Below are 20,812 nucleotides of genomic sequence, written 5' to 3' on the forward strand. Positions count from 1 at the left end.
TCCCCCGTATCCGTCCTGCACCGGTCCGGTGGGATCCGGTGTGATCCCAATGCTGGACGGAAATCGGGGATCCTGCCGGCGCCTGTGGACTACCGGCCGGTTGTGGAAAACTCCGTCACCGCCACGTACCGCTCGCGCACCTCGCGATAGCGCGCCAGCTCCGCCGCGACGGGGTCCAGGACCCTGGCCCGGCCGCATCCGGACGCGGCCTCGCGCAGGCGCCTTTCGGCCTCCTGCCCGTACCGTCGCGCGGGGCCCCGTGCGGCAGCGGCGCAGGACCACTCCACGAGCGGTCCGCCGACGACCCCGGCCAGCATGAGCAGCGCGGGGGCGACCAGGCCGGGTTCGATTACGCCGACGATCTGACCGAGCAGCCACAGTCCGCCGAAGATCTGAAGCAGCGTCATCGAGGCCTGCGCGAGCACCGCGGCGGGCCACCACGCGGGGCGCGGAAGCCTGACGGGCCGGCCCCCGAGCGCCCCCGCGGCGGGAGCGACGGCCCTGCCCGAAACCCCGGATCCGAGAGCGCCGGAGCCGAGGGATCCTGAGCCGAGTGCCCCTGAGCCCGGAGCCCTCGCCCCGGCCGGCCCGCCAAGCGTCCCCTGGGCGCCCTGTGTTCCCTGCGTCCCCGCACCCCTCGCGCCCGAGGCAGCCGCGCCGAGATCCGCGGCACCTTTGTGCCCGCCGCCCCCAGCACGCCCCCGGCCGGCCGCTCCCGTCCCGGCCTGAGCGTTCCGTGCGAGCTCGTCCAGCGCCTCCGGCAGCCCCTTCGCCCCGCTCACCGCAGCCTCGCGCACGGCCTGGGCCCAGGGCGCCGGCAGCCCGACGACGGCGTCGTCCGCCAGCGTGCGCACGGCCTGCTCCACGCGCTGCCGGGCGGTGAGTTCCTCCTCCGGCGGCGCGAGCGCCTGCGCCATCAGGTCCAGGCCGCCGAGCTGCCGGGTGGATTCGTACCAGCGCCACAACCGCAGCCACGGCGTCCCGCAGGCCCGCCCCGCGTTCCTGCGCCACTCGCGCTCGGCCGCCTGCCCCGCGGCTGCCGCACCGACGGCTTCCGCGAGCCGGTCGGCGAACTCCTCACGCGTCCGTTCACCGAGTCCGGGCCGTCCCTCGGCGACGTACACGGGCCTGAGCCGCGCCGCCGCCGCGGCCACGTCGGCGGAGAGCCGCGCCGCGGCCGCCGTACGGTCCTGGACGAACCGGCCGAGCATCTCGCGCAGGTCCGCCACCCCGTCACCGGTGAGCGCGGACAGGGACATGACGGTGGCGCCGGGCTCACCGTGCTCGCCCACCGCCATGCCGTCCTCGTCGAGCAGCCTGCGCAGGTCGTCCAGGACCAGGTCGGCGGCCTCTCCGGGAAGCCGGTCGATCTGGTTGAGGACGACGAAGGTGATCTCCGCGTGTCCGGCGAGCGGCCGCAGATAGCGTTCGTGGAGGGCCGCGTCGGCGTACTTCTCCGGGTCGACGACCCAGATCACCGCGTCGACCAGCGCGAGGACACGGTCCACCTGGTCCCGGTGCCCGGTCGCGGCCGAGTCGTGGTCGGGCAGGTCCACCAGCACGAGCCCTTGCAGCGCCTCGTCGGCGTCCGTACCTCCCTGCACGGGCCTGCGCCGCAGCCGGCCGGGAATGGCCAGCCGGTCCAGCAGCCCGGCGGCTCCGTCGGTCCAGCTGCAGGCGATCGGCGCGGACGTGGTCGGCCTGCGCAGCCCGGTTTCGGAGATCTGTGAGCACGCGAGAGCGTTGAAGAGGGTCGACTTCCCGCTGCCGGTGGCACCGGCGATGGCGACGACCGTGTGCCGGGAGGAGAGCCGCTGCCGGGCCGATGCCTCGTCCAGGACGCGCCCCGCCTCGGCGAGGGTGTCCCCGTCGAGCCTGGCGCGGGAGAGGCCGACCAGCTCGCGCAGCGCATCGAGGCGCGGGCGCAGAGGGCTGCCCGGCAGTCCGTACGCCTCGACCTGAGGCCGTACGTCGTCGTCCGGCGGACGCTCCCTCTCGACGCCCTCCTGCAGGGCGTCCGCGGCCCGTCGTGCGATGAGCCCGTCGTCCCAGCGCCGGCCCGCCGCCCCCTCCGCTCCTTCGGCGCCCCCGGCCGCCCCGTCGGCCGCCCCACCGGCCCCTCCGTGCTCGGGGCCCTGCCCCCGGTCCCGGCCCTGGTCAGTGACAGCGGTCATCGCTTCCACCTCTCCTTCTGCAGTACGGACAGCGCGGCAATCAGTTCGGCCTGCGGTTCCGGGGCCACCTCGAGCGCATCGAGCGGGGCGAGCCGCCGGTCGCGTTCGCCGTGCAGGACCTGGTCCAGATAGCTGGTGAGCAGCGCCCCGCCCTTGTCGCGCAGCCTCAGTGCGCCCTGGGCACCGATCCGTTCGGCGAGCTGCTCCCCGGCGCCCCGGGCCCGGCGCCCGCCGAGCAGGGCGGCCGCCAGCAGCGCCGCCACCGTCTCGGCGTCGGGTGCGGCATTGCGTTCCAGCAGCCGCGCCTCTTCCTCGGCCAGCTCCTCCAGGACCCGCCGCCACCGCCGTACGGCCATGGCGATCCGGCCCTGGATGTCCTCGGCCGGGCCCCAACCACCGGCTTCCCGGCCCGCCTCCTCGAACCTGAAGTCCCCTGCCGCGGGCTCGCGCTGCCAGGTCGTGCGGATCTGCTCGTCGGCGGCTGCCACGGCGCACTGGAGCAGGGCCGCGAGGCTCTCCACGAGTGCGTCGAGCAGTTCCCCGGCGGTGCTGTACAGCGGATATCCGCGCCACCGGGTGCGCGCGTCACCGGCGAGCACGGCACCGTTCTGGAGCCGTCGGCGTACGCGCGAGGACTCCGTCCCGTACGCCTCCTCGACCACGCCGGTCAGCCGCACCGCCGCCGCGTACTGCGCGGCGACCGCCCCGGCCAGTTCGGGCATCCGGACGTTGAGCGACTCGATGACTCCGGATGCCGTACGCCCCAGCGCCTGCTGACGGGCCGCCGGATCCTGTGCCCGGTGGGTGAGCCAGGAACGCAACGGCGCGACGGCGGTGGTGGGCAGCAGTCCGCTGCCGCCGCCTGCGGACTCGGGCAGCTCCGGGATGGTGAAGCGGGGCACCTCGCCCAGTCCGGCCCGGGTGAGCAGCGCCGCGAACTGCCGGGACACTTCACCGATCACCTGGTGCGGTACCCGGTCCAGGACGGTGACCAGGCAGGCGTCGTACTCCTTGGCGGTACGCAGCAGATGCCACGGCACCGCGTCGGCGTACCGGGACGCGGTGGTCACCATGACCCACACGTCGGCGGCGCAGATGAGTTCGGCGGCCAGGACCCGGTTCCGTACGACGAGCGAGTCGATGTCCGGGGCGTCCAGCAGCGCGAGTCCCCGGGGCAGGGTCGCCGCGGTCTCCACGCGCAGGACGGTGTCGTCCTCGCCCTCCGGGCCGAGGTGGTCGAGCCCGTCCGGATCAGGGGCCTGCCCCGGCGGCAGCCACACCCGGGTGAGCTGTGGCAGCACGCGCACCCCTGCGAACCAGTGGTGATCGTCCGGGTGGCAGACGAGTACCGGGGTGCGGGTGGTCGGCCGCAGCACACCGGCCTCGCTGACCCGGCATCCCACGAGCGAGTTGACGAGCGTCGACTTGCCGGCGCCGGTGGATCCCCCGATGACCACGAGGAGCGGCGCATCGGGATCCTTGAGCCTGGGCACCAGATAGTCGTCGAGCTGGGCGAGCAGTTCGGTCCTCGTCTGCCGGGAGCGCGCGGCTCCCGGCAGCGGGAGTGGAAGACGCACGGCAGCGACACGGTCGCGCAGGGCGGAAAGTGCGTCGATGAGCTGGGGCCGTACGTCCATGGTTACCACATGTGAAGAATGCCCAATTTTGACGCCATTTTGAAGCGTATAGGCACCCTCTGCGCGGCGGATCCACGTTGGGGGACAGAGGGGACGAGTGGGGCGCAGGCATAACGAGTGCACAACACCCGGGGCGTGAGGCGTCAAAAGCGGTGCATGAATCGCACCCACCTGCGATTATCGGTTCGCTTCACCGAACCTCCACATCGTGCCACGCAGGTGAAGCAACCGGGACGAGGCGATCTGAGCCCTATCCTTGTCCCGGCAAGGTCACGGATGGCTTGATTCAGCGCTCTCCGGACCGTCGAGGCCGACACCGGCCCCCGTAGCTCAGTGGATAGAGCAGGCGCCTTCTAAGCGCTTGGCCGCAGGTTCGAGTCCTGCCGGGGGCACACATCCCGTACGACGTCAGACCCTCCCTCGGGAGGGTCTTTTTTGCAGGTCACAGCACCGTAGCGAGGGCCGCGTAGCGACCGCGTAAGCGCCGGAGCGTCCCCAGGTCACGGCGGGGAGGGCCGGCGCCTCAAGCCGAGAGGAGGAGCCGTGCCCAGAGGGGACGAAGCCCGTGTGCAGGCAGCATTCGAGCAGTGGCTGGCCAACAGTGGATGGACTCTGCGCTTCAAGGCCGAGCGAGGGGATGTGGACGTCGACGCGGTCCATGCCGACGGGCGCCGCCTCCTTGCCGAGGTCAAAGGCAGGACGAGTGCGCCAGGCCTGGACGTCGACACCGCGTACGGGCAGCTTCTGCGCCGCATGACCGGCGAGATGAACACGGCCTACGCCGTAGTCGTCCCCGAGTCCTGCGTCGCAGCGGCGTTGCGGGTACCCCAGGCCGTGCGCGACCTGCTTGACATCACGGTATATGCCGTGAATGAGCAGGGGGACGTTCGATTCGTGGCGTGACACCTGCCCGGGACCTGGCAGGAGGGCGCTGGGCGCCGCCGTCCCGGAGCTGCGCGCTAGTTGACAGGCAGCACGGCTCTCAATACCGGCGAGGCAGCACGGTGTTCCTCGCAGACGGCCCACCAACTGTCACCGCCCCGGTCCCTCACATGGACGCTCCAAGCTGCGGCGTTCGAACACGGGGCGTTCCAAGCGCAGTGCCGTTGATGGGACTTTGTGCCAGCACTGTGCTTGCTCTGGTCCCACTCGATCGGCTTCTCAACAAGTTCCATGCAGCCAGTGAAGAGGATCCTGGCCCGCTGCCGCGGTCGAATACGTATCGAAGCTCGTAAGCAGCTACCTAGCAGCTCAGTCCAAGCGCCTTCTCGGCACTTGGCCGCAGGTCCCTCGAAGGGCTCTCTTTGCAGGCCACAGCACCGCAACCAGGCCCCGTAGCGAACACGTAGGCGCCGGACCGCCCCCGCCCCCGGTGGGGGCGGTCCGGCGCCCTCCCTCTGTCACCGGGTGGCCGAGGGGATACGCGGTGGCGCGTCCCGCGGAGAGTCAATCGAGGGGAAGGCCCTGCATCTGCCCGAGAGTTCGCGCTCCCGAGCCGTGGAGCAGGGTGCCGTCACAGGCAGGCAGTTCGCCCTTAACCTTCTCCAGTGTCTCGGCATCCACATAGCCCACGGGAATGTCTCCCTTGTCGGTGAAGACCTTGGTGTAGCTCCGGTCATGATCCGTCCCCATGGCCAGCAGACGCTTGCTGTCGAGGAGCACGCCGTAGTACGGCCTGTCGGAGTTCAGCTTGTCCACGGCCGAACAGAGCACGGGTACCTCTTCGCCGCGCTGCGGGTGGCAGTCGGGCTTGGCCTGATTGCACAGCTCGGCATCGCTGACCTTGATCACCTTGCAGCTGTCCTCGGACTCGCCCGTGCAGGAGACCGGCATGATGTTGAGGGGCGGGCTCACGCCGACGCTGTCGTACACGCTGGCCCAGGGCGCGCTGACGGCTGTCCGGTGCACTTCGGGACGCGCGCACAGGTCGATGTCCGCCGTCCCCCCGAATTTGTCGTCCTGCACGGTCACCGCGTGCTTCTCGGGGCAGTCCCCTGACGCGCCCTCGTCGGCCGCACCACCGCCGGCCACGCTGCCTGCGGCTGCCGGGCCCGGGATGTCCGAGTCCTTGTCCGCCGTGGATCCGCAGGCGGCGAGGGACAGGGCCAGGACCGCTCCGAGGATGCGGGAAACGAGGACGCGGTGTGACACGAAAGCACCTCTTGTTCGACGGGTGAATCATCCGAATTCCGGGAGCGGCCTGCACGTGGCTGTGCTGCGGCGCGGGGATCGATGCTCGCAGGATCCGCTGCCGAGGGCGTCGGTGGAATCACGTACTTCGCCACGTACTGACCGGCCGACCAACCGGGCACGCCCTGAATTACGTAGGCCCGTCAGGGAATTCACGGACTCGCGGCACCGTGATGGGTGGGAGGGTCGAGGTCGGTCAGTGAGCCGAACACGTCACAGCCGGTCTGCGTGACGGCTGCCTATGGGGAGGGCAGGCGGTGTGGCGCGAACGGCAGGGACATGGGAACGCAGGGTGGGTCTGACCGGAGCGGTGGTCAGCCTCGCCGTCGCCGGGTGGCTGATCTGGGTGCTCCCGGGACCCCACCTGGCGGCCGTCCTGGGCATCGGCCCCGTGGACGGCGTCATGAGGATCAGCGGGTGCTACGAGTCCACCGACGCGCAGGGCTATCAGGACGGCACCGACTGCACAGGCATGTACACGCCGCGCGCGGCGGGTGAGCCCCGGCGTGAGGTCATGCTGGACAAGGCTGCCAGGACGCACGAGCCCGGCAGCACCGTGGACGTGCGGATGGTGAGGGGCCGGGCCCACGAACCGTCGGGCTACGCGCTGGGGACGTGGGTCACCGTCACCGGGCTCATCCTCGGCCCCTTCCTCGCCCTGTCGCTGTCCTTCCGCGCCTGCGCGCGGGACGCCACGTGGAGTCACAACGGTGACTACGTACTGGTCTTCATCGCCGCCGAGATCGCCGCCCTCGTTCTCGGAGTCCTCGTCGGCATCCTCGCCTGGATCGCCCTTGCCCTGTTCGGCTGAAAAGGCGGGAGGCGCCGCAACGAGGCGTGCCGTACGCCCCGCGCCCTCGGCGGAGATTCTGGACGCGGCGTGTACGACTCCCGAACGGTCTTGCGTCCAACGTGATAGACAAAGCCGTGGAGTTCGGCAGGGAGATCACACACGTGGGAGCGCCGGAAGGCTCATCCGCACCTCACGACAGCGGGAGTCCTCTCGTCGGCCGAACGGCCGAACTGGGACTGCTCGACACGGTGATCGACCGGCTGGGCCATGGGGCACCGCCCTTCGTCGACATCACCGGCGCGGCGGGGATCGGTAAGAGCCGGCTGATGACGGAACTCTGCCTGCGCGCACGGCGGCGCGGGATGACGGTGCTGCGCGGCCGGGCGGCCGAGTACGAACGGCATCTCCCTTTCCATCCGTTCGCCGACGCGTTCGCCGATCTGGACGACCGCCTGCCGCACACGGCACCGGAGCTGCTCGACGCGGTCTCCCCGATCCTCGGCGGCCGTGGCGCCGGGCCGTCCCCCGGACCGGCGGCGGCCAGCGCCGACCGCTTCGGCCTCCACCGTTCGGTGGCAGGGCTGTTGGCGCAGCTCGGCCGGGCCGGCGGCCTGGTGGTGGCGCTGGACGACGTGCACTGGGCGGACCCGGCGTCGCTGGAGCTCCTGGACCATCTCGTCCGGCATCCCGTACCCGGCCCGGTCGTCCTCGTCGTCGCCCGCCGCGACCGGCAGACGCCGGCCGCACTCACCGCGGCTCTCACCCGCGGAGTCGACACCGATGCGGTGCTCCGGATCGCTCTGGCGCCGCTCGCGGAACAGGAATGCGTCGAAGGGCTCGCCCCCGATCTGCCGCGCGGCCGGGCCGCGCAACTCTATGCCGCAGGCGAGGGCAACCCGCTCTACTTCCTCTCCCTCCTGCACGCGCACCGCGAGGGCGCCGCGCGTCGCCCTGCGTCCTCCTCGGCCTCCGCCGAGAACGGTCTCGGCGAACTGCCCACCGGACTCGGAGCACTGCTGCTGAACGAGCTGGCCCCGCTGACCCCGTCGCAGCACCGTGCCCTGGAGGCGATCGCCGTGCTCGGCGATCACGCGGTGCCCCCGGTGATCCGCGGGGCGACCGGTCGTACCGACGCCGAGCTCGACGACGATCTGGACGCCCTGGCGCGACGTGACCTCGTGCGGCCGGGCCCGGGCGGCCGCATGGTGTTGCGCCACCCGGTGATCCGGACCCTGGTCCACGAGTCCACCGCCGTCCGACGGCGCGTCGAGATCCATCGCGCCGCAGCCGCCGAGCTGGCCCGCACCGGCGCACCGGCCGTCGAGCAGGCCCGGCACGTCGAACGGTCGGTGACCTCGTGGGACCCGCAGGCGTACGCCGTACTGAGGCAGGCGGCCGAGCAGACTGCGTCGACGGCCCCGACGAGCTGCGCACACTGGCTCGGGGCGGCTCTCCGGCTGCTGCCCGACACGGTCGAACGCGCACCTGAGCGACGCGATCTGATGCTGCGTCGCGCACGTGCGCTCGGTGTCGCCGGCGGGCTGCGGGAGAGCCGCGACCTGCTGCACAAGGTGATCAGCACGGTCGGTCCCGACGAGGCCGGCGTCCGGACGTCGGCGGTCGTGCTGTGTGCCTCGACCGAGCGGCATCTCGGAAGATATCCGGAGGCAATCGCGCTCCTGCGGCGCGAGTTGAGCAGGCAGCCGGGACTGTCGCCGTCCGACAGGGTGTCGATCGGCCTCGAACTGAGCTCGTCCGCACCGCACAACGCCTCGTATCCGCAGATGCGGGGCGAGGTCGCGCGGACCCTCGCGGATGCCCGCGCTCTCGGCAACGAACTCGGCGAGGCGGGGGCACTGGCGGTCGCCGCGTTCGGCGAGGCCTACGAGGGCGGTGTGGCCGCGGCGAGCTCGTACGCCGCGCAGGCGGCCGGGTTGCTGGACGGTCTGCCCGACGACGACCTCACGGCGCTGTGCGAACCGCTGGGCAGGCTGGGCTGGGCGGAGGCATTCCTCGGCTGCTTCACCGATGCCGAGCGTCACGCGGACCGGGGCCTGGGGATCGCCCGGCGCAGCGGGCAGGTCTACCTCCTGCCGCTCCTGCTGCTGTGCAAGGCACACGTACGGATCCAGACCTGCCGGCTGCCTTCGGCCTGTGAACTGGCGGACGAGGCCGAGGACATCGCCCGCGGTATCGGCAGCAGCGAACTGCTCGCCTTCGTCCTGGCCAACAAGGCCCAGGTACGCATCGCGGCGTCCGCCCCAGGCGACCCGGAGGCCCTGGCGGCCGCCGAGGAGGCCGTCGCGTCCATGGGTCCGAGCGACAACTGGCGGGCCTCCATGGCCTGGTGCATGCTCGGCTACGCGGCGCTCACCGGCGGTGATCCGCACCGTGCCCGGGACGCCCTCCTCCGGGCCGGGGGCGACGACCTGCGTGGCCTGCAGCCCTCGATGCGCCCCCTCCTGTCGGAACTCCTCGTCACTGCGGCCCTCTCCACCGGGGACGTCGACTCCGCGTCGGCATGGTCCGAGCGGGCCCGTAAGGACGCGGAGCGGCTCGGCCTGCCCGTGCAGCGCGCCTCCGCGCTGCGGAGCGCGGCACAGCTCGCCCTGCACGGCGGCGACCCGTCCACTGCGGCGACGCTGCTCGCCGAGGCGGCGGCGGAGTGCGCGCGTTCCGGCGCGGTGTTCTGGGAGGCGCGGTCACTGCTGCTCGCGGCCCCGGCGATGACGGCTGCCGGGTTCGGAGCGCGCGGTGCTGCCATGTGGGAGCAGGGCCACCGGCTGGCCACCGGCGGAGGCGCAGGCCTGCTGGTCGGCCTGGCGGAGCTGACGCGGCCGTCCGTACCCTCCCCGTCCTCCCCCGCCCCGCCGTGGCTGGCCTCCTTGACGGCACGCGAACGGGAGGTCGCCGAAATGGTGGCGGAGGGCCTCACCAACCAGGCGATCGCGACCAGGCTGTACCTCAGTCCGCGTACCGTCGAGACCCACCTCTCCAGGGTGTTCCGCAAGACCGACGTCGCCACCCGGGCGGGGCTCGCCGCCCTCATGGCCCGTTCCTGACAGCAGGAAGCGGAGGCGCCCACGTCCAGGCGCCCACGTCGAGGCGCCCACGTCCAGGCGCCTACCTTCAGGGGCTCGGCACCGGGACCGGCCTGGCCAGTACTTGGTCCATGACCTCGGTGAGGAACCGAGCGGGATCCGCCGGCGACGCCGTGGCGCGCATCGCGACGATCCCGTCCGGACGGACGAGCAGCGCCCCTTCCTCCGGCAGCCACGGGACCGCGACGCGATGCGCGGGGAGTCCGGCGCCCGCCGCGGCGGTGATCCAGCGCTCGCCGGCGTCGCCCACCAGCAGGGTCCACCGGGACGCCACCAGGTCGAGCGTGGATACCCCGTCGATCCACGCGTGGGGCACCCGGGACCCCGGCGATCCGTCCAGCACCAGGTCGACCGTGGACGGGAGTTCCGGCCGCGGATCGACAACGGCGGCCGAGTCGTACCGCTGGCCGAGGTGCACGACCGGCGCCGCCCATACCCCCGCCGCCGCCCTGGCGGCGTCGGCCTCGGGTCCGCGTCCCCAGTGCAGCTGCGGGTCGGCGAGCCTGCGCATCGCCTGGTCCAGCGTCGCCGCGGCCACCGGTTCACGTTCGTGCGCGTAGGTGTCGAGCAGCCCGGCACCGGCCTCGCCGTGATGGACGGCGGCCAGTTTCCACGCCAGGTTGTGCGCGTCGGCGACCCCGGTGTTGAGGCCGAACGCGCCCAGGGGCGACACGGTGTGCGCGGCGTCGCCCACGAGGAACACACGGCCGACGGCGAAGCTTTCGGCCGCCGCGCTCCGGGGCCGCCACGCGAGCACGCTGCGCACCTCGACGTCGAGGCCGGGATCGCCGACCGCCAGCCTGACGACCGCGGCGCAGCGTTCGTGCGTGAAGTCCTCGGGGCGTTCGCCGCCGTCGACGTCGCAGGGGACGTGGAAGACCCAGTTCGTCTCTCCGTCCACGGTGGCCAGCAGGCCGGGCGCCTCCGGTGTGGTGATCGTGCAGGTGGCGAAGGACATACCCCGCAGGTGCGGCCGGAGGTCGGCGCGGAACAGGATGTTGATCATCGACTTGCCCAGGTCGCCCGGCCCGGAGGTGCCCACACCGAGGGCGCCCCGCACGGTGCTGTGCGTGCCGTCGGCGGCGACGACGCGCCCGCACCGCAGCGAGTAGCGGCCGTCCGGTCCCTCCAGTTCGACATCGACCCCGTCGGCGTCCTGCGCGATGCCGGCCAGGCGGGTCGACCAGCGCAGGTCCGCTCCTCGGCGTGCCAGGTCGGCTGCCACGACGGCGTCGAGCCGGTCCTGGGCGCAGACGCCGCGCAGCCTGAACGGCGTCACGTCCGGTTCGTCGGCGGACGGGACCGGCATGGGCACGGTCACGACGTCGCCCGCACCCATCTCGACGACGGTCCGTGCCACCGCCTTGCCCGCGCCGCCCCGGAGGTCGACCGCGGCGGCGTCGACGGCGGTGTCGAGCCCGAGTTCGCGGAGGATTTCGACGGTACGCGGTCCGATGCCGGTGGCACGTGGGTGCACCGACGGCCCGGACCGGCGTTCGACGAGCACCGCGGGGACGCCGTGGTGGGTGAGCAGCGCCGCAGTGAGCAGGCCGACGCTGCCGCCTCCGACCACGAGAACGGGTACTTCTGGATACACTGTCTCCGTCATGGATACACCGTAGCCAGAAGGTATGATGCGGGTCAACGAGGAAAGGACCGCCCCGATGACCGACCCCGTTCCCTCCTCGGTGTGGACCCGGCCGCGCCCCGAACCGCGGCGACGCGCGCCTGGGGTGGACCAGTACGTGGCCGCCGCGCTGGCCGTCGCGGACGCGGAGGGACTGGCGGCGGTGTCGATGCGGCGGGTCGCGGGTGACCTCGGTTCCGGGACCGCCACGCTCTACCGGTACATCACCAACCGCGACGAGCTGGTGGACCTGATGGTCGACGCGGCACAGGGCGAGGATCCGCTGCCCGAGTCCGTCGAGGACTGGCGTGCCGGTCTGGAGGCGGTCGCACACGCGTCGCGTACGACGCTGCTGCGGCATCCCTGGCTGGCGGGCGAACTGACGGGGAGACCAGCGCTCGGCCCCAACTCGCTGCGTCGGTCCGAGTCCGCGCTGCGCGCCGCCGTCGCGCTCACGCCCGACATCACCCTGGCCTCGCAGGCGCTCGGCGCCGTGCACGCGTACGTCCTGGGCTCGGTCGCCGCCCAGCAGGCCCTCCGACGCACGGAGCAGCGCACCGGGCTCACCGAGGAGGAGTGGCAGCGCAGCGTCGGGCCCTACATCAGCGAGGTCATCGCGGCGGGGGAACACCCGATGCTCGCCCGCCGCGTCCACGAAGCCGAGGAACCCGACCCCGACGTCGACTTCGCGTTCGGCCTGGACTGCGTGCTCGACGGGCTCGCGGCCCGGCTGGGTCGCTGAGCGGTCAGTACGGACCGCGGCACTCGATCGGTACGCCGGGCCGGGCAGCGCGGGCCCCTGCCGGAGTCGGCAGGGGCCCGCAGTGCAGAGAGCTGAGAAGAGCCGGGTCTGTCTCGACGAGCACCGTCCCGGCCGACACCGTTCACTGCCGGCCGTCGGCCCGACGGCCCGGCCTCACTTCAGGTGCCGGGCGAAGAACCGGGCCGCATCGTCCCCCGCGAACTGCGGGACGCCGGTGTGCCCGCCCATGTTGGCGTGCAGCGTCTTCTCCTTCGAGCCGAAGGCGTCGAACAGGTCCAGGGCCGCCTGCCGGTCGTTCCCTTCGTCGTCCCACTGCAGCAGGACGTGCAGCGGAATGGTGACCCGGCGGGCCTCCTCGAACATGGCGCGAGGCACGAAACTCCCGGCGAAGAAGCCGGCGGCGACGATGCGCGGCTCGACCACCGCAAGCCGGATACCGATGGAGATCACTCCCCCCGAGTACCCGACCGGGCCGCCGATCTCGGGCAGCGACAGGAGGGCGCCCAAAGCGGCCTGCCATTCCGGGACCGACTTTTCGACGAGCGGGAGGACGAGGGCGTCGATGATCTCGTCGTCGACCGGCTCGCCGGCCTCCATCACCCGGCGCAGGTCGGCGCGGGCCTTCTCGGCGGCGGCCCAACGGGGCCGGTCACCGCTCCCGGGGAGCTCGATGGTGGCGGCGGCGAACCCATCCGCCGCGGCCTGCCGGGCCCGCCCCGCCAGCCGGGGGTACATCCTGTGCAGCCCGAGCGGGGGATGGCCGAGCAGGATCAACGGCACCGGCGCGGATGCGGAAGCGGATGCGGGCGTCCACAGGATGCCGGGGATCTCGCCCAGGGTGAATTCGCGTTCGAGGACGCCGTCGTCGAGGCGCTGTTCGGAAGTGAATTGCATGGTCGTGCCTTTCGGGAGTGCTCAGAACGGCGCTCCCGGACGACCTATCGCCCGACCGTGGCCCCGGAGGGGAGCACCCATGTCGATACTGCGTTCACGGGTACCACCTCCTCGTTCTCTCGCACGGCCTCCGGAAACGTAGCAAGGGTCGCCGTGGTCCGCCAAGCGGATATTGCGCGGGCTCCGTGGCCGGATGCCACGGAGCCGGAACACTACGCAGAGCTCTCCGGCACGGCAGACGCGGTCACCATCGGTATCGGCATCAACGAGTCACGCCTGTCGACCGGCCTCGCAGAAGCCACCACCTCGGCGTCGCCTTGTGATGCACCGCATCTGCCGCTGCGCACCGATCCGCCAAGAGTGACGGGACAGCCCTCAGTCGAGCGGACTGAGGCACAGGGTGAAGCTGTCTCGGCCTCCGTACTCGGCGTACTCGGAAAAGACCGTGCGGTCGCAGTGGGCGTCACTGTCCTCGTACCGCTCCGCAACCTTGAACTCCGCCTCGGCCGAACCGCAGTCGACGACGGCGACTTCAGGAGCGCTTTCCGTTCCGCTGACGCGCACGCACTCACCGACACCCGCGGTGTTCGCGCTGTCGTCCAGCTGCGCGGCGATCGCGAAGAACCCGACGATGAGGAACGGCGCGAGGACGCCAAATGCCTCGACACGTCGAATGACCGGCTTCCCTGGGTCGAGCGGAGGCTGCATGCCGTTGGCGGGAGGCGCCATTCGGCCGAAGCGAACGCGAGCGACGAGGTTGGAGATCAGGGTGACCGGGGTGATGATCACGGAGGCGATGCCCCACCAGCCCTGCCACAGCGTCTTGGTGCTCATCTCACGGTGCGTCGCGATGCCGCAGGTGCGACAGAAGAGCCCCCGCACCTTGAGGAAGCGCATGACGATCAGAAAGCCCTGATGCCCGCGGACGGTGGCTTTGAGCGCCGGCATCCCTCCGCAGAATTGGCAGCACTGAGAGTCGGCCCCCGCGAGCCCCTGGAGCGGTGCGGGTGCGGGCCCCTGGAGCGGTACGGGCACAGGTGCGGGCTGAGTTGGCGGAACTGGATCAATGTTCTGCGGCGGTGTCGCCATGCTGATTTCCCCCCCGGGAAATGATCTCTGGATCGTGCGAGAGCCGAAGTGTAGAGCAGCGGACTGACACAACTTCTCCCGGCTCGGTCCAGTCCAGCCGTCCGCCGGCCCCCGGCCCGGTCGGCACTTCGCCCTCTGGTCCGGAGCGCCCAAGCACTGGACCGGAGCCGCCTTCCTGGACGGCGCCCCGCCGGCTCGCCTTGGCCGTCGACTCCGCCTCCCGGACACCCGCATCAACGGGCCGCCGCCCAGCGCGGGTCGACCGGGGCGGCGCTGCTCCCAAAAGGGGTTGCCCTTGCCGTGCGCCATGCGGCGATACTCCGCCATGAGCAGAATTGCGCAGGTCATCGTGTTGGCGACGTACGCGGACGAGGTCATGGAACCGCTGACCCGCCCCGACGAGTCACGTAGCTGGAACGGTCACTTCCAGCCCCTCGACTTGTTCGTAGGCGGATGGGTCATCGAGTTCCACCGCGTGGGGCCGCGCACCGGGCTGCTGAAGCATCTCGAATCGCTTCCGTGGCCCAACCCGGGCCAGGTGCAGGTCCTGATCCACGATGAGGAGGACGACTGCTTCGGCCTGTGGATGATTCACGACGGCAGACTGGTCGAGGTGCCGCTTCCGCGCACCCAGCGCTTTCATTCCCCGGCTCCGGCCTCCGACGCATACGCACCGAGTCCGGGATATCTGTGGCGGACCGACGCGGGCAGCACAGTTCCGGCAAAACTCTCGACAGAGCGGCAAGATCCCCGACCGGCCTGGTAGCAGCGGAGCCGCAGCACCTACTGGTCGTCAGTAGCGGTGGCCCGGCCAGTGCGGATCCATCCAGCGGTCCTCGTCGGTGAGTCCGAGCAGCCGTATCCGGTGCTGCAGATCCTCCGATGCGCCCGACGCGCGGAGTCGCACCGCGGCGTGGCCGAGGAGCCATGCGACCAGTTCGGCGCGCATCTCCTCCTCGTCGTGCCCGTACCAGCCGCTCCACGGCAGGCTGTCTCCCAGCAGCTCGTACTCCCATTCAGCCGCTGCCTCCACGAGACGTCGGTCGCTGAGGTGGCCGGTCCGCTCCTCCCATTCGGCAAGCCAGGGTCCGACCGTTCCGGACGCCTCGGCACACATCACGAAGACCTCGTGCGCCGGGACGACCGCATCCGGGTCGGTGAGGCTGTGCACCCACCACGCGTGCAGAAACTCGCGTACGGGACCGGCGTGATCGTCGGGCCACTGCTGCCAGCCGCCGCGGGCGAAGGCCTGTCCGGCCTCCTGCAGTCCGAACAGGGGGTCTGCCCGACCGGCGACCAGGACCTTTGCGAACTGCGGCAGGACTCGACGCAGCACGGCCGCGGAGTCGGTCCAGTCGGTGGCCTGCCAGGTCCGGCGCAGAAGGTCCGGCTCCAGCTCCACGTCCGGCGTCTTCAGGAGGGCGAGTTCATCGGAACTACCCCAGTGACACTCACAGTTGGTCTCATCCGGACGCGCGGTCATGCCACGGAAGGTGACAGCCAGGTCATCCAGGGCGGCGCCGAGTCGGCGGTGTGCGGGATGGTCGGCGAGTTGCATGGTGTGCCCGGCCTTCAAGGACTCCGTACGGCTTCCGCCGGCCGAAGATCGCCACTTTACCGGGTGGGCCGGAGTTGGCTACGGCAGCCGAGCGCGCCGTGCTGCCGCCTGCGGTCGCTGCTCCGCCGTCACCGTTCGGGCCTGTTCACACGGATCAGCGTCTGCTGGCCGTTCGCGACGAGCGAGCGGCGGCCGTCCTGGACACCGAACACTTCCAGTTGACACACGGTCAGCGTTCGCCCCGCCTTCAGGACTGTTCCCACCGCCTCGATGCTGTCGCCGACGGCGGGCGCCAGAAGGTTGATCTTGTACTCGACGGTGAGTACCGAGGTGTTCTCGGGGAACAGCGTGAAGGCCGCGTAACCACCCGCACTGTCCGCGATGGCGCTGGTGGCGCCCGCATGGAAGTAGCCGTGCTGCTGGGTGACTTCGGGGCGTGAGGGAAGCACGATGTGGACGCGGCCCGGCGCGATGTGCGCCATACGCGCACCGAGGTGTGCCATCAGCCCCTGGCGGTCGAAGCTTTCCTGGACGCGCGCCCGGACTTCGGGGCTCGCCGGTTCCTGCGACGTTCGGTCTTCCACGTGCGTGCGCTCCTTCAGCAGTTGGTGCGCGGCCGGCACTCGGCCGTGAGCAGCGATCCGGTTCCGGTCACCCGGCGGAGCCGAGTACAGAGGGTGATCAGCCTGCCAGGCGTTCCGCGAGGAGGAAGCCGCCGATGACGATCATCATCGCGCCGGAGGCCCGGGTGACCGCGCGGGCGGCTGACGGCCGGGTCTTCAGGAGCGTGCGGGCAAGGACGCCCACGGCGAGGTAGACAACGGCGCAGAGCGCCATGTGGAGAGTGCCGAACAGCCCGGTCTGGGCGGCGACGGGCCAGCCCGATGCGGGGTCGATGAACTGCGGGAACAGCGAGAAGTACAGCAGCAGCGCCTTGGGGTTGAGGCCGCTGATCCCGGCGCCCTTCAGCACGACTCTCCGGCGGGAGGAGTCCAGCGTCTCCGTCGGCGCGCTCAGTCCGGTCGGCCGTTTCAGGACGTTCCAGCCGAGCCACATCAGGTAGGCGGCACCCAAGACGGTCAGTGCGGTGAGCAGGCTCGCCGAGCTTGCGACGATCACCACGAGGCCGGCCACGGCGAGCAGGGTGTATCCGGCGTATCCGGCTATCAGTCCGGCGACCGCAGGCACCACCGACCGCTCCCGCAGTCCGGCAGCGATCGCATAGGCCCAGTCCGCGCCGGGGGTGAACACCAGCAGGAGGTCCACCGCCAGAAAGGTCGCCAGTGTGGTCGTGTCCATGGAGCATTTTCCTCTCACATTCTTGTGGCGAGAGGAAAGATTAGGACCGTTCTGCCCGAATGTGTTCCCGTTCTTTCTCCATGATCGCGCTGATTGAGGGAGAATCTTCTCCATGGACGCCTTGGACCGGAAGATTCTTACCGAGCTGCAGTTGGACGGGCGGCTGACGGTGACCGAGCTGGCCGCCCGCGTGAAGCTGAGTGTCTCGCCGTGTCACCGGCGCCTGCGCGATCTCGAACGGGAGGGAGCGATCCGCGGCTACCGCGCTGTCGTGGACCCGGCCGCCGTCGGGCTCGACTTCGAGGCCCTGGTCTTCGCCACCCTGCGTTGGGAGGACCGCGACACCGTCACCACGTTCGAAGAGGCCGTGGCCGCCGTCCCGCACGTGATCCAGGCCCAGCGTCTGTTCGGCGAACCCGACTACCTCCTGCGCGTGGCCACCACCGACCTGGCCGCCTTCCAGCAGCTCTACGACCGGCAGTTGGCCACCCTGCCCGGTGTCCAGCGCCTGACGTCGACCCTCGTCATGAAGCACGTCGTCGACGACCGCCCGCTGCCGGAGCAGCCGGCCGACGGCGGACTACGCGGCCGATGAGGCCCCGGGGATGCCCAGGCCGACCAGGAGGAGCCCGTACAGCTCTTCCGCACTGGTGGCGGACCCGGTGAGCGCCTGTCGGACGACTTCGGCGTCGGAGGCCAGCCCGGCTGCGGCCGACCACGCGAGGGCGCCCGCTACGGCAGGCTCCACCGGGAAATCCTCCAGCGGTATGTCGTAGCTCTCCGCCATACCGCGGTTGAGCAGCCCGTCCCAGGCTCCGCCGTCCGGCGCCATGGCCTCGACGAACCCCACATCGCTGTCCAGGAACGACACCATGACGACCGGCGCACCGGTCTTCTCCACAAGTCCTGGCAGGCTGCGCTGATCCGCGTCGGCGAACTCCACCGCCTGCCAGCCCTCCGCCAGAACGTCCGCGTCCTCGATGCCGACATAGCCCGTCGCCCTCATCGGATCGCGAAGCTCTGCCGTGGATCCGATCGCGAGCGAACCGCCGAAATTTCCCATGGCCCGCAGATTAGCCAGCACCACCGACAACACCCCGCTGCGTCCGACTGCCCTGCCCCCCGGCCCTAGGAGCGCATCGCAGTCCGACTGCCCTGCCCCGGCCCTGCAAGCGCATCGCCACGCGGTCCGGAGCAGAGCTGTTCCCCGTGGCCGCGGCCTGTGTTCATGCTGCGTTCGGTTCGGTCACCGAGACTCGGCCCTCGCCCCCCAGCGCGGTTGAACGAGAGGCTCACTGTGACGGACAAGAAGAACTCCGACGACCCCGAGGCCGCGGCGATCTCACGGCGCCGCCTGGTCAAGTACGCCGGGGTCGGGGCGACTCTGGCGGCCGCGAGCCCGCTGGTGGGCGGCGGCACCGCGTTCGCCGACAGCGGCGAGGACCGGCGCGCGAAGCCCGGCAACTCCCGTGACCGGGTGTGGCGCGCCGGGGATCACCATGTGCACTCGGAGTACAGCGGGGCCTTCGACACGACGAAGAATCCGCCGGTGTTCCGCAAGGGGGCCGACGCGGTCTACCCGATCGTCACCAACGCGATCATGGCCAAGAACTTCGGTCTCGACTGGGTGATGTGCACGGACCACGGCGGGCCGACGCACTCGAAGGTCAACCTCGAGCAGGCCTATCCCGATCTCCTGCGCTCGCGCGCACTCGTGCCCGAGGTCCTCCAGTTCTGGGGGATGGAGTTCGACGCCCCGGCCATGGACCACCACACGCTGATGATCCCGCACCACCGGGACGAGGCCCAGCAGTTGTTCGAGCTGGAGAGCCGCTTCGCCAAGTACGACCCGTTTCCCGCCGATGCGGGCCGGGACACCGAGGCGAAGATGGTCGAGTTCCTCAAGGCCGCGAAGGACATGCGGCGCAAGCCCCTCGTGATCGCGCACCACGCCTCGCGTTCGGCGACCGGCCTCGGCGTCTACGGGCAGGACACACCCAGGGAGTTCCGCAACGGCAACAACGCCGCACCGGACATCTACATCGGCTTCGAGGGCGCTCCCGGCCACCAGGCGGGCCCGCTCAACGGAGGCGCCCGCGGTGGATACGGCAACCACCCGACCCATGGCGGCTTCGACCAGATGACTGCTGTCGTCGGCGGGCTGTGGGACTCGCTGCTCGGGGAAGGCCGGCGCTGGTGGATCACCGCGACCTCGGACTCGCACGTCCACTGGACGCGCGGCGGCTCCGACTTCTGGCCGGGCGAGTACAGCAAGACCCATGTGCTGGCCAGGCAGGACTACGCCGACATCATGGACGGGCTCCGCAACGGCCGGATCTGGGTCGGCACGGGTGATCTGATCACCGGCCTCGGCCTCACGGCGAGCAATCGCGGCCGCGTGGCCGCCATGGGCGAGACGCTCACGGTGAGCCCCCGCAACCGCACGGACGTCGACATCGAGATCAGGTTCCGGCCGCTCGACGGGAAGAACGCGAACGGTGACCGCCCGGAGGTCCGGCGTGTCGACCTGATCGTCGGCCGGGTCACCGGCCCGGCCGCGAGCCTCGACACGGACACCAACCCGACGACGAAGGTCGTGGCGCGGTTCGGTCCGGGTGACTGGCACCGGCACAAGGGCGAGTACGTCGTGCGGCACACCCTGCGCGACGTGGAGGGCGACCTGTACGCCCGGGTGCGCGGCACCGGCACCGACGAGGCGGAGCCGCTCGCCGACGGGCTGGAGAGTCCCTGGGACGACCTGTGGTTCTACTCCAACCCCGTCTTCGTCGAGGTCCGCTGAACGAACTGAGCGGACTGAGTGGACTGAAGGCCCCCGACCGTCCCGTACCCGCGCGCGGGTACGGCGAGGGGGGCCATCAGGGGTGCCCCAGCCGTTCCACCAGCGCGGGCACGTCCGCGAAGGAGTCCAGGACGTGGTCCGGGGTGCCGTCCGCTGCCGCGTGGGTCTCGGGCAGGTACTTGCCGGTCCTGACCAGTACGCCGGTGATTCCGCCGCGCTGGGCCGCCAGCACGTCCGACTCGATGTCGTCGCCCACCATCAGCGATTCGGACGGGGCGGCGCCGAGGTGGGCCAGGGCCGCGGCGAAGAACGCCCCGGCGGGCTTGCCGGTGATCTCCGCCTCCGTGCGGGCCGCCCGCTCCAGACCGTCGAGGAACGCCCCGGTGTCGAGGTCGAGCCCGCCGGCGGTACGCCAGTACAGGTTCCGGTGCATGGCCACGAGCCGGGCGCCCTGCTGCACGTGGCGGAAGGCCCGGTTGAGTGCCGCGTACGTGAACGCGGCGCCGGCTCCGCCGAGCACGACGACGTCCGGTACGGCGCCCTCGCTGTCCTCCTCCTCGACGAGTGTCACGCCCGACAGGTCGTCCCGTACGTCGCCGGTGTTGATCAGCAGACAGCGGGCCTCGGGGTGGTGCTCGCGCAGATACGCGGCGGTCACCGCGGGGGCGGTGAGGATGTCGTCGGCGCTGACGGGGAAGCCCGACCCGGCCAGCTGTTCGGCGATCCCGGCGCGTGTCCGTGAGGTGTTGTTGGTGACCAGGGCCAGAGGGATTTCCGCGGCCCGCAGCTGCTCCATCGCCTCCACGGCACCGGGCAACGGCTCCCAGGACACCGTGAGTACGCCGTCGATGTCGATCAGGACCGCTCCGATTCGTTCCATACCGTCG

Annotated in this window: 18 protein-coding genes and 1 tRNA gene; 8 read left to right on the forward strand and 11 right to left on the reverse strand. The window is 71.1% G+C overall.

Annotation, left to right across the window (positions count from 1 at the left end; all coding sequences use genetic code 11):
* Nucleotides 1-89: 89 nt before the first annotated feature.
* Nucleotides 90-2,174, reverse strand: a complete 2,085-nt coding sequence (locus tag ACFQ6X_RS17725; RefSeq protein ID WP_383182410.1) for a GTP-binding protein — start codon at nt 2,172-2,174, stop codon at nt 90-92.
* Nucleotides 2,171-3,811, reverse strand: coding sequence for a dynamin family protein (locus ACFQ6X_RS17730; RefSeq protein ID WP_383182412.1), 1,641 nt, complete (start codon nt 3,809-3,811; stop codon nt 2,171-2,173). The genes ACFQ6X_RS17725 and ACFQ6X_RS17730 overlap by 4 nt, the downstream gene beginning before the upstream one ends.
* A gap of 319 nt (nt 3,812-4,130) precedes the next feature.
* Between ACFQ6X_RS17730 and ACFQ6X_RS17735 the strand changes: the two genes are divergently transcribed.
* A tRNA-Arg gene (locus tag ACFQ6X_RS17735) sits at nt 4,131-4,203 on the forward strand.
* A 151-nt stretch (nt 4,204-4,354) separates the two neighbouring features.
* On the forward strand, nt 4,355-4,714 hold the full coding sequence (locus ACFQ6X_RS17740) for a hypothetical protein (protein ID WP_383182414.1): 360 nt from the start codon (nt 4,355-4,357) through the stop codon (nt 4,712-4,714).
* Nucleotides 4,715-5,257: 543 nt separating this feature from the next.
* On the opposite strand, the gene ACFQ6X_RS17745 is transcribed toward ACFQ6X_RS17740, so the two are convergent.
* Nucleotides 5,258-5,962, reverse strand: a complete 705-nt coding sequence (locus tag ACFQ6X_RS17745) for a hypothetical protein (protein ID WP_383182416.1) — start codon at nt 5,960-5,962, stop codon at nt 5,258-5,260.
* Nucleotides 5,963-6,293: 331 nt separating this feature from the next.
* Here ACFQ6X_RS17745 and ACFQ6X_RS17750 point away from each other — a divergent pair, with 331 nt between their 5' ends.
* Together ACFQ6X_RS17750 and ACFQ6X_RS17755 are read left to right on the forward strand one after the other, a co-directional pair.
* Complete coding sequence (locus ACFQ6X_RS17750; protein ID WP_383182418.1) at nt 6,294-6,812, forward strand: hypothetical protein; 519 nt, start codon at nt 6,294-6,296, stop codon at nt 6,810-6,812.
* A 143-nt stretch (nt 6,813-6,955) separates the two neighbouring features.
* Nucleotides 6,956-9,856, forward strand: a complete 2,901-nt coding sequence (locus tag ACFQ6X_RS17755; RefSeq protein ID WP_383182420.1) for an ATP-binding protein — start codon at nt 6,956-6,958, stop codon at nt 9,854-9,856.
* 67 nt (nt 9,857-9,923) lie between these two features.
* Here ACFQ6X_RS17755 and ACFQ6X_RS17760 read toward each other — a convergent pair whose 3' ends face one another.
* A complete protein-coding gene (locus tag ACFQ6X_RS17760) occupies nt 9,924-11,504 on the reverse strand; it encodes an FAD-dependent monooxygenase (RefSeq protein ID WP_383182422.1) in 1,581 nt (526 codons plus the stop codon).
* A gap of 55 nt (nt 11,505-11,559) precedes the next feature.
* Here ACFQ6X_RS17760 and ACFQ6X_RS17765 point away from each other — a divergent pair, with 55 nt between their 5' ends.
* Nucleotides 11,560-12,264 (forward strand): TetR/AcrR family transcriptional regulator C-terminal domain-containing protein, encoded by a 705-nt coding sequence (locus ACFQ6X_RS17765; RefSeq protein ID WP_383182424.1) that lies wholly within the window; start codon nt 11,560-11,562, stop codon nt 12,262-12,264.
* Nucleotides 12,265-12,438: 174 nt separating this feature from the next.
* On the opposite strand, the gene ACFQ6X_RS17770 is transcribed toward ACFQ6X_RS17765, so the two are convergent.
* Entirely contained in the window at nt 12,439-13,179 is a 741-nt protein-coding gene (locus ACFQ6X_RS17770; protein ID WP_383182426.1) for an alpha/beta hydrolase, read from the reverse strand.
* A 375-nt stretch (nt 13,180-13,554) separates the two neighbouring features.
* Entirely contained in the window at nt 13,555-14,127 is a 573-nt protein-coding gene (locus ACFQ6X_RS17775) for a hypothetical protein (RefSeq protein WP_383182428.1), read from the reverse strand.
* Between the two features lie 466 nt (nt 14,128-14,593).
* Between ACFQ6X_RS17775 and ACFQ6X_RS17780 the strand changes: the two genes are divergently transcribed.
* The gene (locus ACFQ6X_RS17780; RefSeq protein WP_383182430.1) at nt 14,594-15,034 is read left to right on the forward strand and encodes a hypothetical protein; all 441 of its coding nucleotides are present in this window, start codon (nt 14,594-14,596) and stop codon (nt 15,032-15,034) included.
* A gap of 27 nt (nt 15,035-15,061) precedes the next feature.
* Here the strand turns inward: ACFQ6X_RS17780 and ACFQ6X_RS17785 are convergent, their stop codons facing one another.
* From ACFQ6X_RS17785 to ACFQ6X_RS17795, 3 genes are all read right to left on the reverse strand, one after another.
* Nucleotides 15,062-15,826, reverse strand: coding sequence for a hypothetical protein (locus tag ACFQ6X_RS17785; RefSeq protein WP_383182431.1), 765 nt, complete (start codon nt 15,824-15,826; stop codon nt 15,062-15,064).
* A gap of 128 nt (nt 15,827-15,954) precedes the next feature.
* The gene (locus tag ACFQ6X_RS17790; protein ID WP_383182433.1) at nt 15,955-16,410 is read right to left on the reverse strand and encodes a PaaI family thioesterase; all 456 of its coding nucleotides are present in this window, start codon (nt 16,408-16,410) and stop codon (nt 15,955-15,957) included.
* Between the two features lie 97 nt (nt 16,411-16,507).
* The gene (locus ACFQ6X_RS17795; RefSeq protein WP_383182435.1) at nt 16,508-17,125 is read right to left on the reverse strand and encodes a LysE family translocator; all 618 of its coding nucleotides are present in this window, start codon (nt 17,123-17,125) and stop codon (nt 16,508-16,510) included.
* Between the two features lie 112 nt (nt 17,126-17,237).
* Here ACFQ6X_RS17795 and ACFQ6X_RS17800 point away from each other — a divergent pair, with 112 nt between their 5' ends.
* Nucleotides 17,238-17,720 carry an Lrp/AsnC family transcriptional regulator gene (locus tag ACFQ6X_RS17800; RefSeq protein ID WP_383182437.1) on the forward strand — a complete coding sequence of 161 codons (483 nt, stop codon included), beginning with the start codon at nt 17,238-17,240 and terminating at the stop codon, nt 17,718-17,720.
* On the opposite strand, the gene ACFQ6X_RS17805 is transcribed toward ACFQ6X_RS17800, so the two are convergent.
* Nucleotides 17,706-18,188, reverse strand: a complete 483-nt coding sequence (locus tag ACFQ6X_RS17805) for a hypothetical protein (RefSeq protein WP_383182439.1) — start codon at nt 18,186-18,188, stop codon at nt 17,706-17,708. The genes ACFQ6X_RS17800 and ACFQ6X_RS17805 overlap by 15 nt on opposite strands.
* Before the next feature lie 234 nt (nt 18,189-18,422).
* On the opposite strand from ACFQ6X_RS17805, the gene ACFQ6X_RS17810 reads away from it, so the two are divergent.
* The gene (locus ACFQ6X_RS17810) at nt 18,423-19,925 is read left to right on the forward strand and encodes a phosphoesterase (RefSeq protein WP_383182441.1); all 1,503 of its coding nucleotides are present in this window, start codon (nt 18,423-18,425) and stop codon (nt 19,923-19,925) included.
* A gap of 76 nt (nt 19,926-20,001) precedes the next feature.
* On the opposite strand, the gene ACFQ6X_RS17815 is transcribed toward ACFQ6X_RS17810, so the two are convergent.
* Nucleotides 20,002-20,805, reverse strand: coding sequence for an HAD-IIA family hydrolase (locus ACFQ6X_RS17815; protein ID WP_383182443.1), 804 nt, complete (start codon nt 20,803-20,805; stop codon nt 20,002-20,004).
* Nucleotides 20,806-20,812 lie beyond the last annotated feature (7 nt).

The sequence above is a fragment of the Streptomyces sp. NPDC056452 genome, assembly GCF_042796085.1.
In the GTDB taxonomy this organism is placed as follows: domain Bacteria; phylum Actinomycetota; class Actinomycetes; order Streptomycetales; family Streptomycetaceae; genus Streptomyces.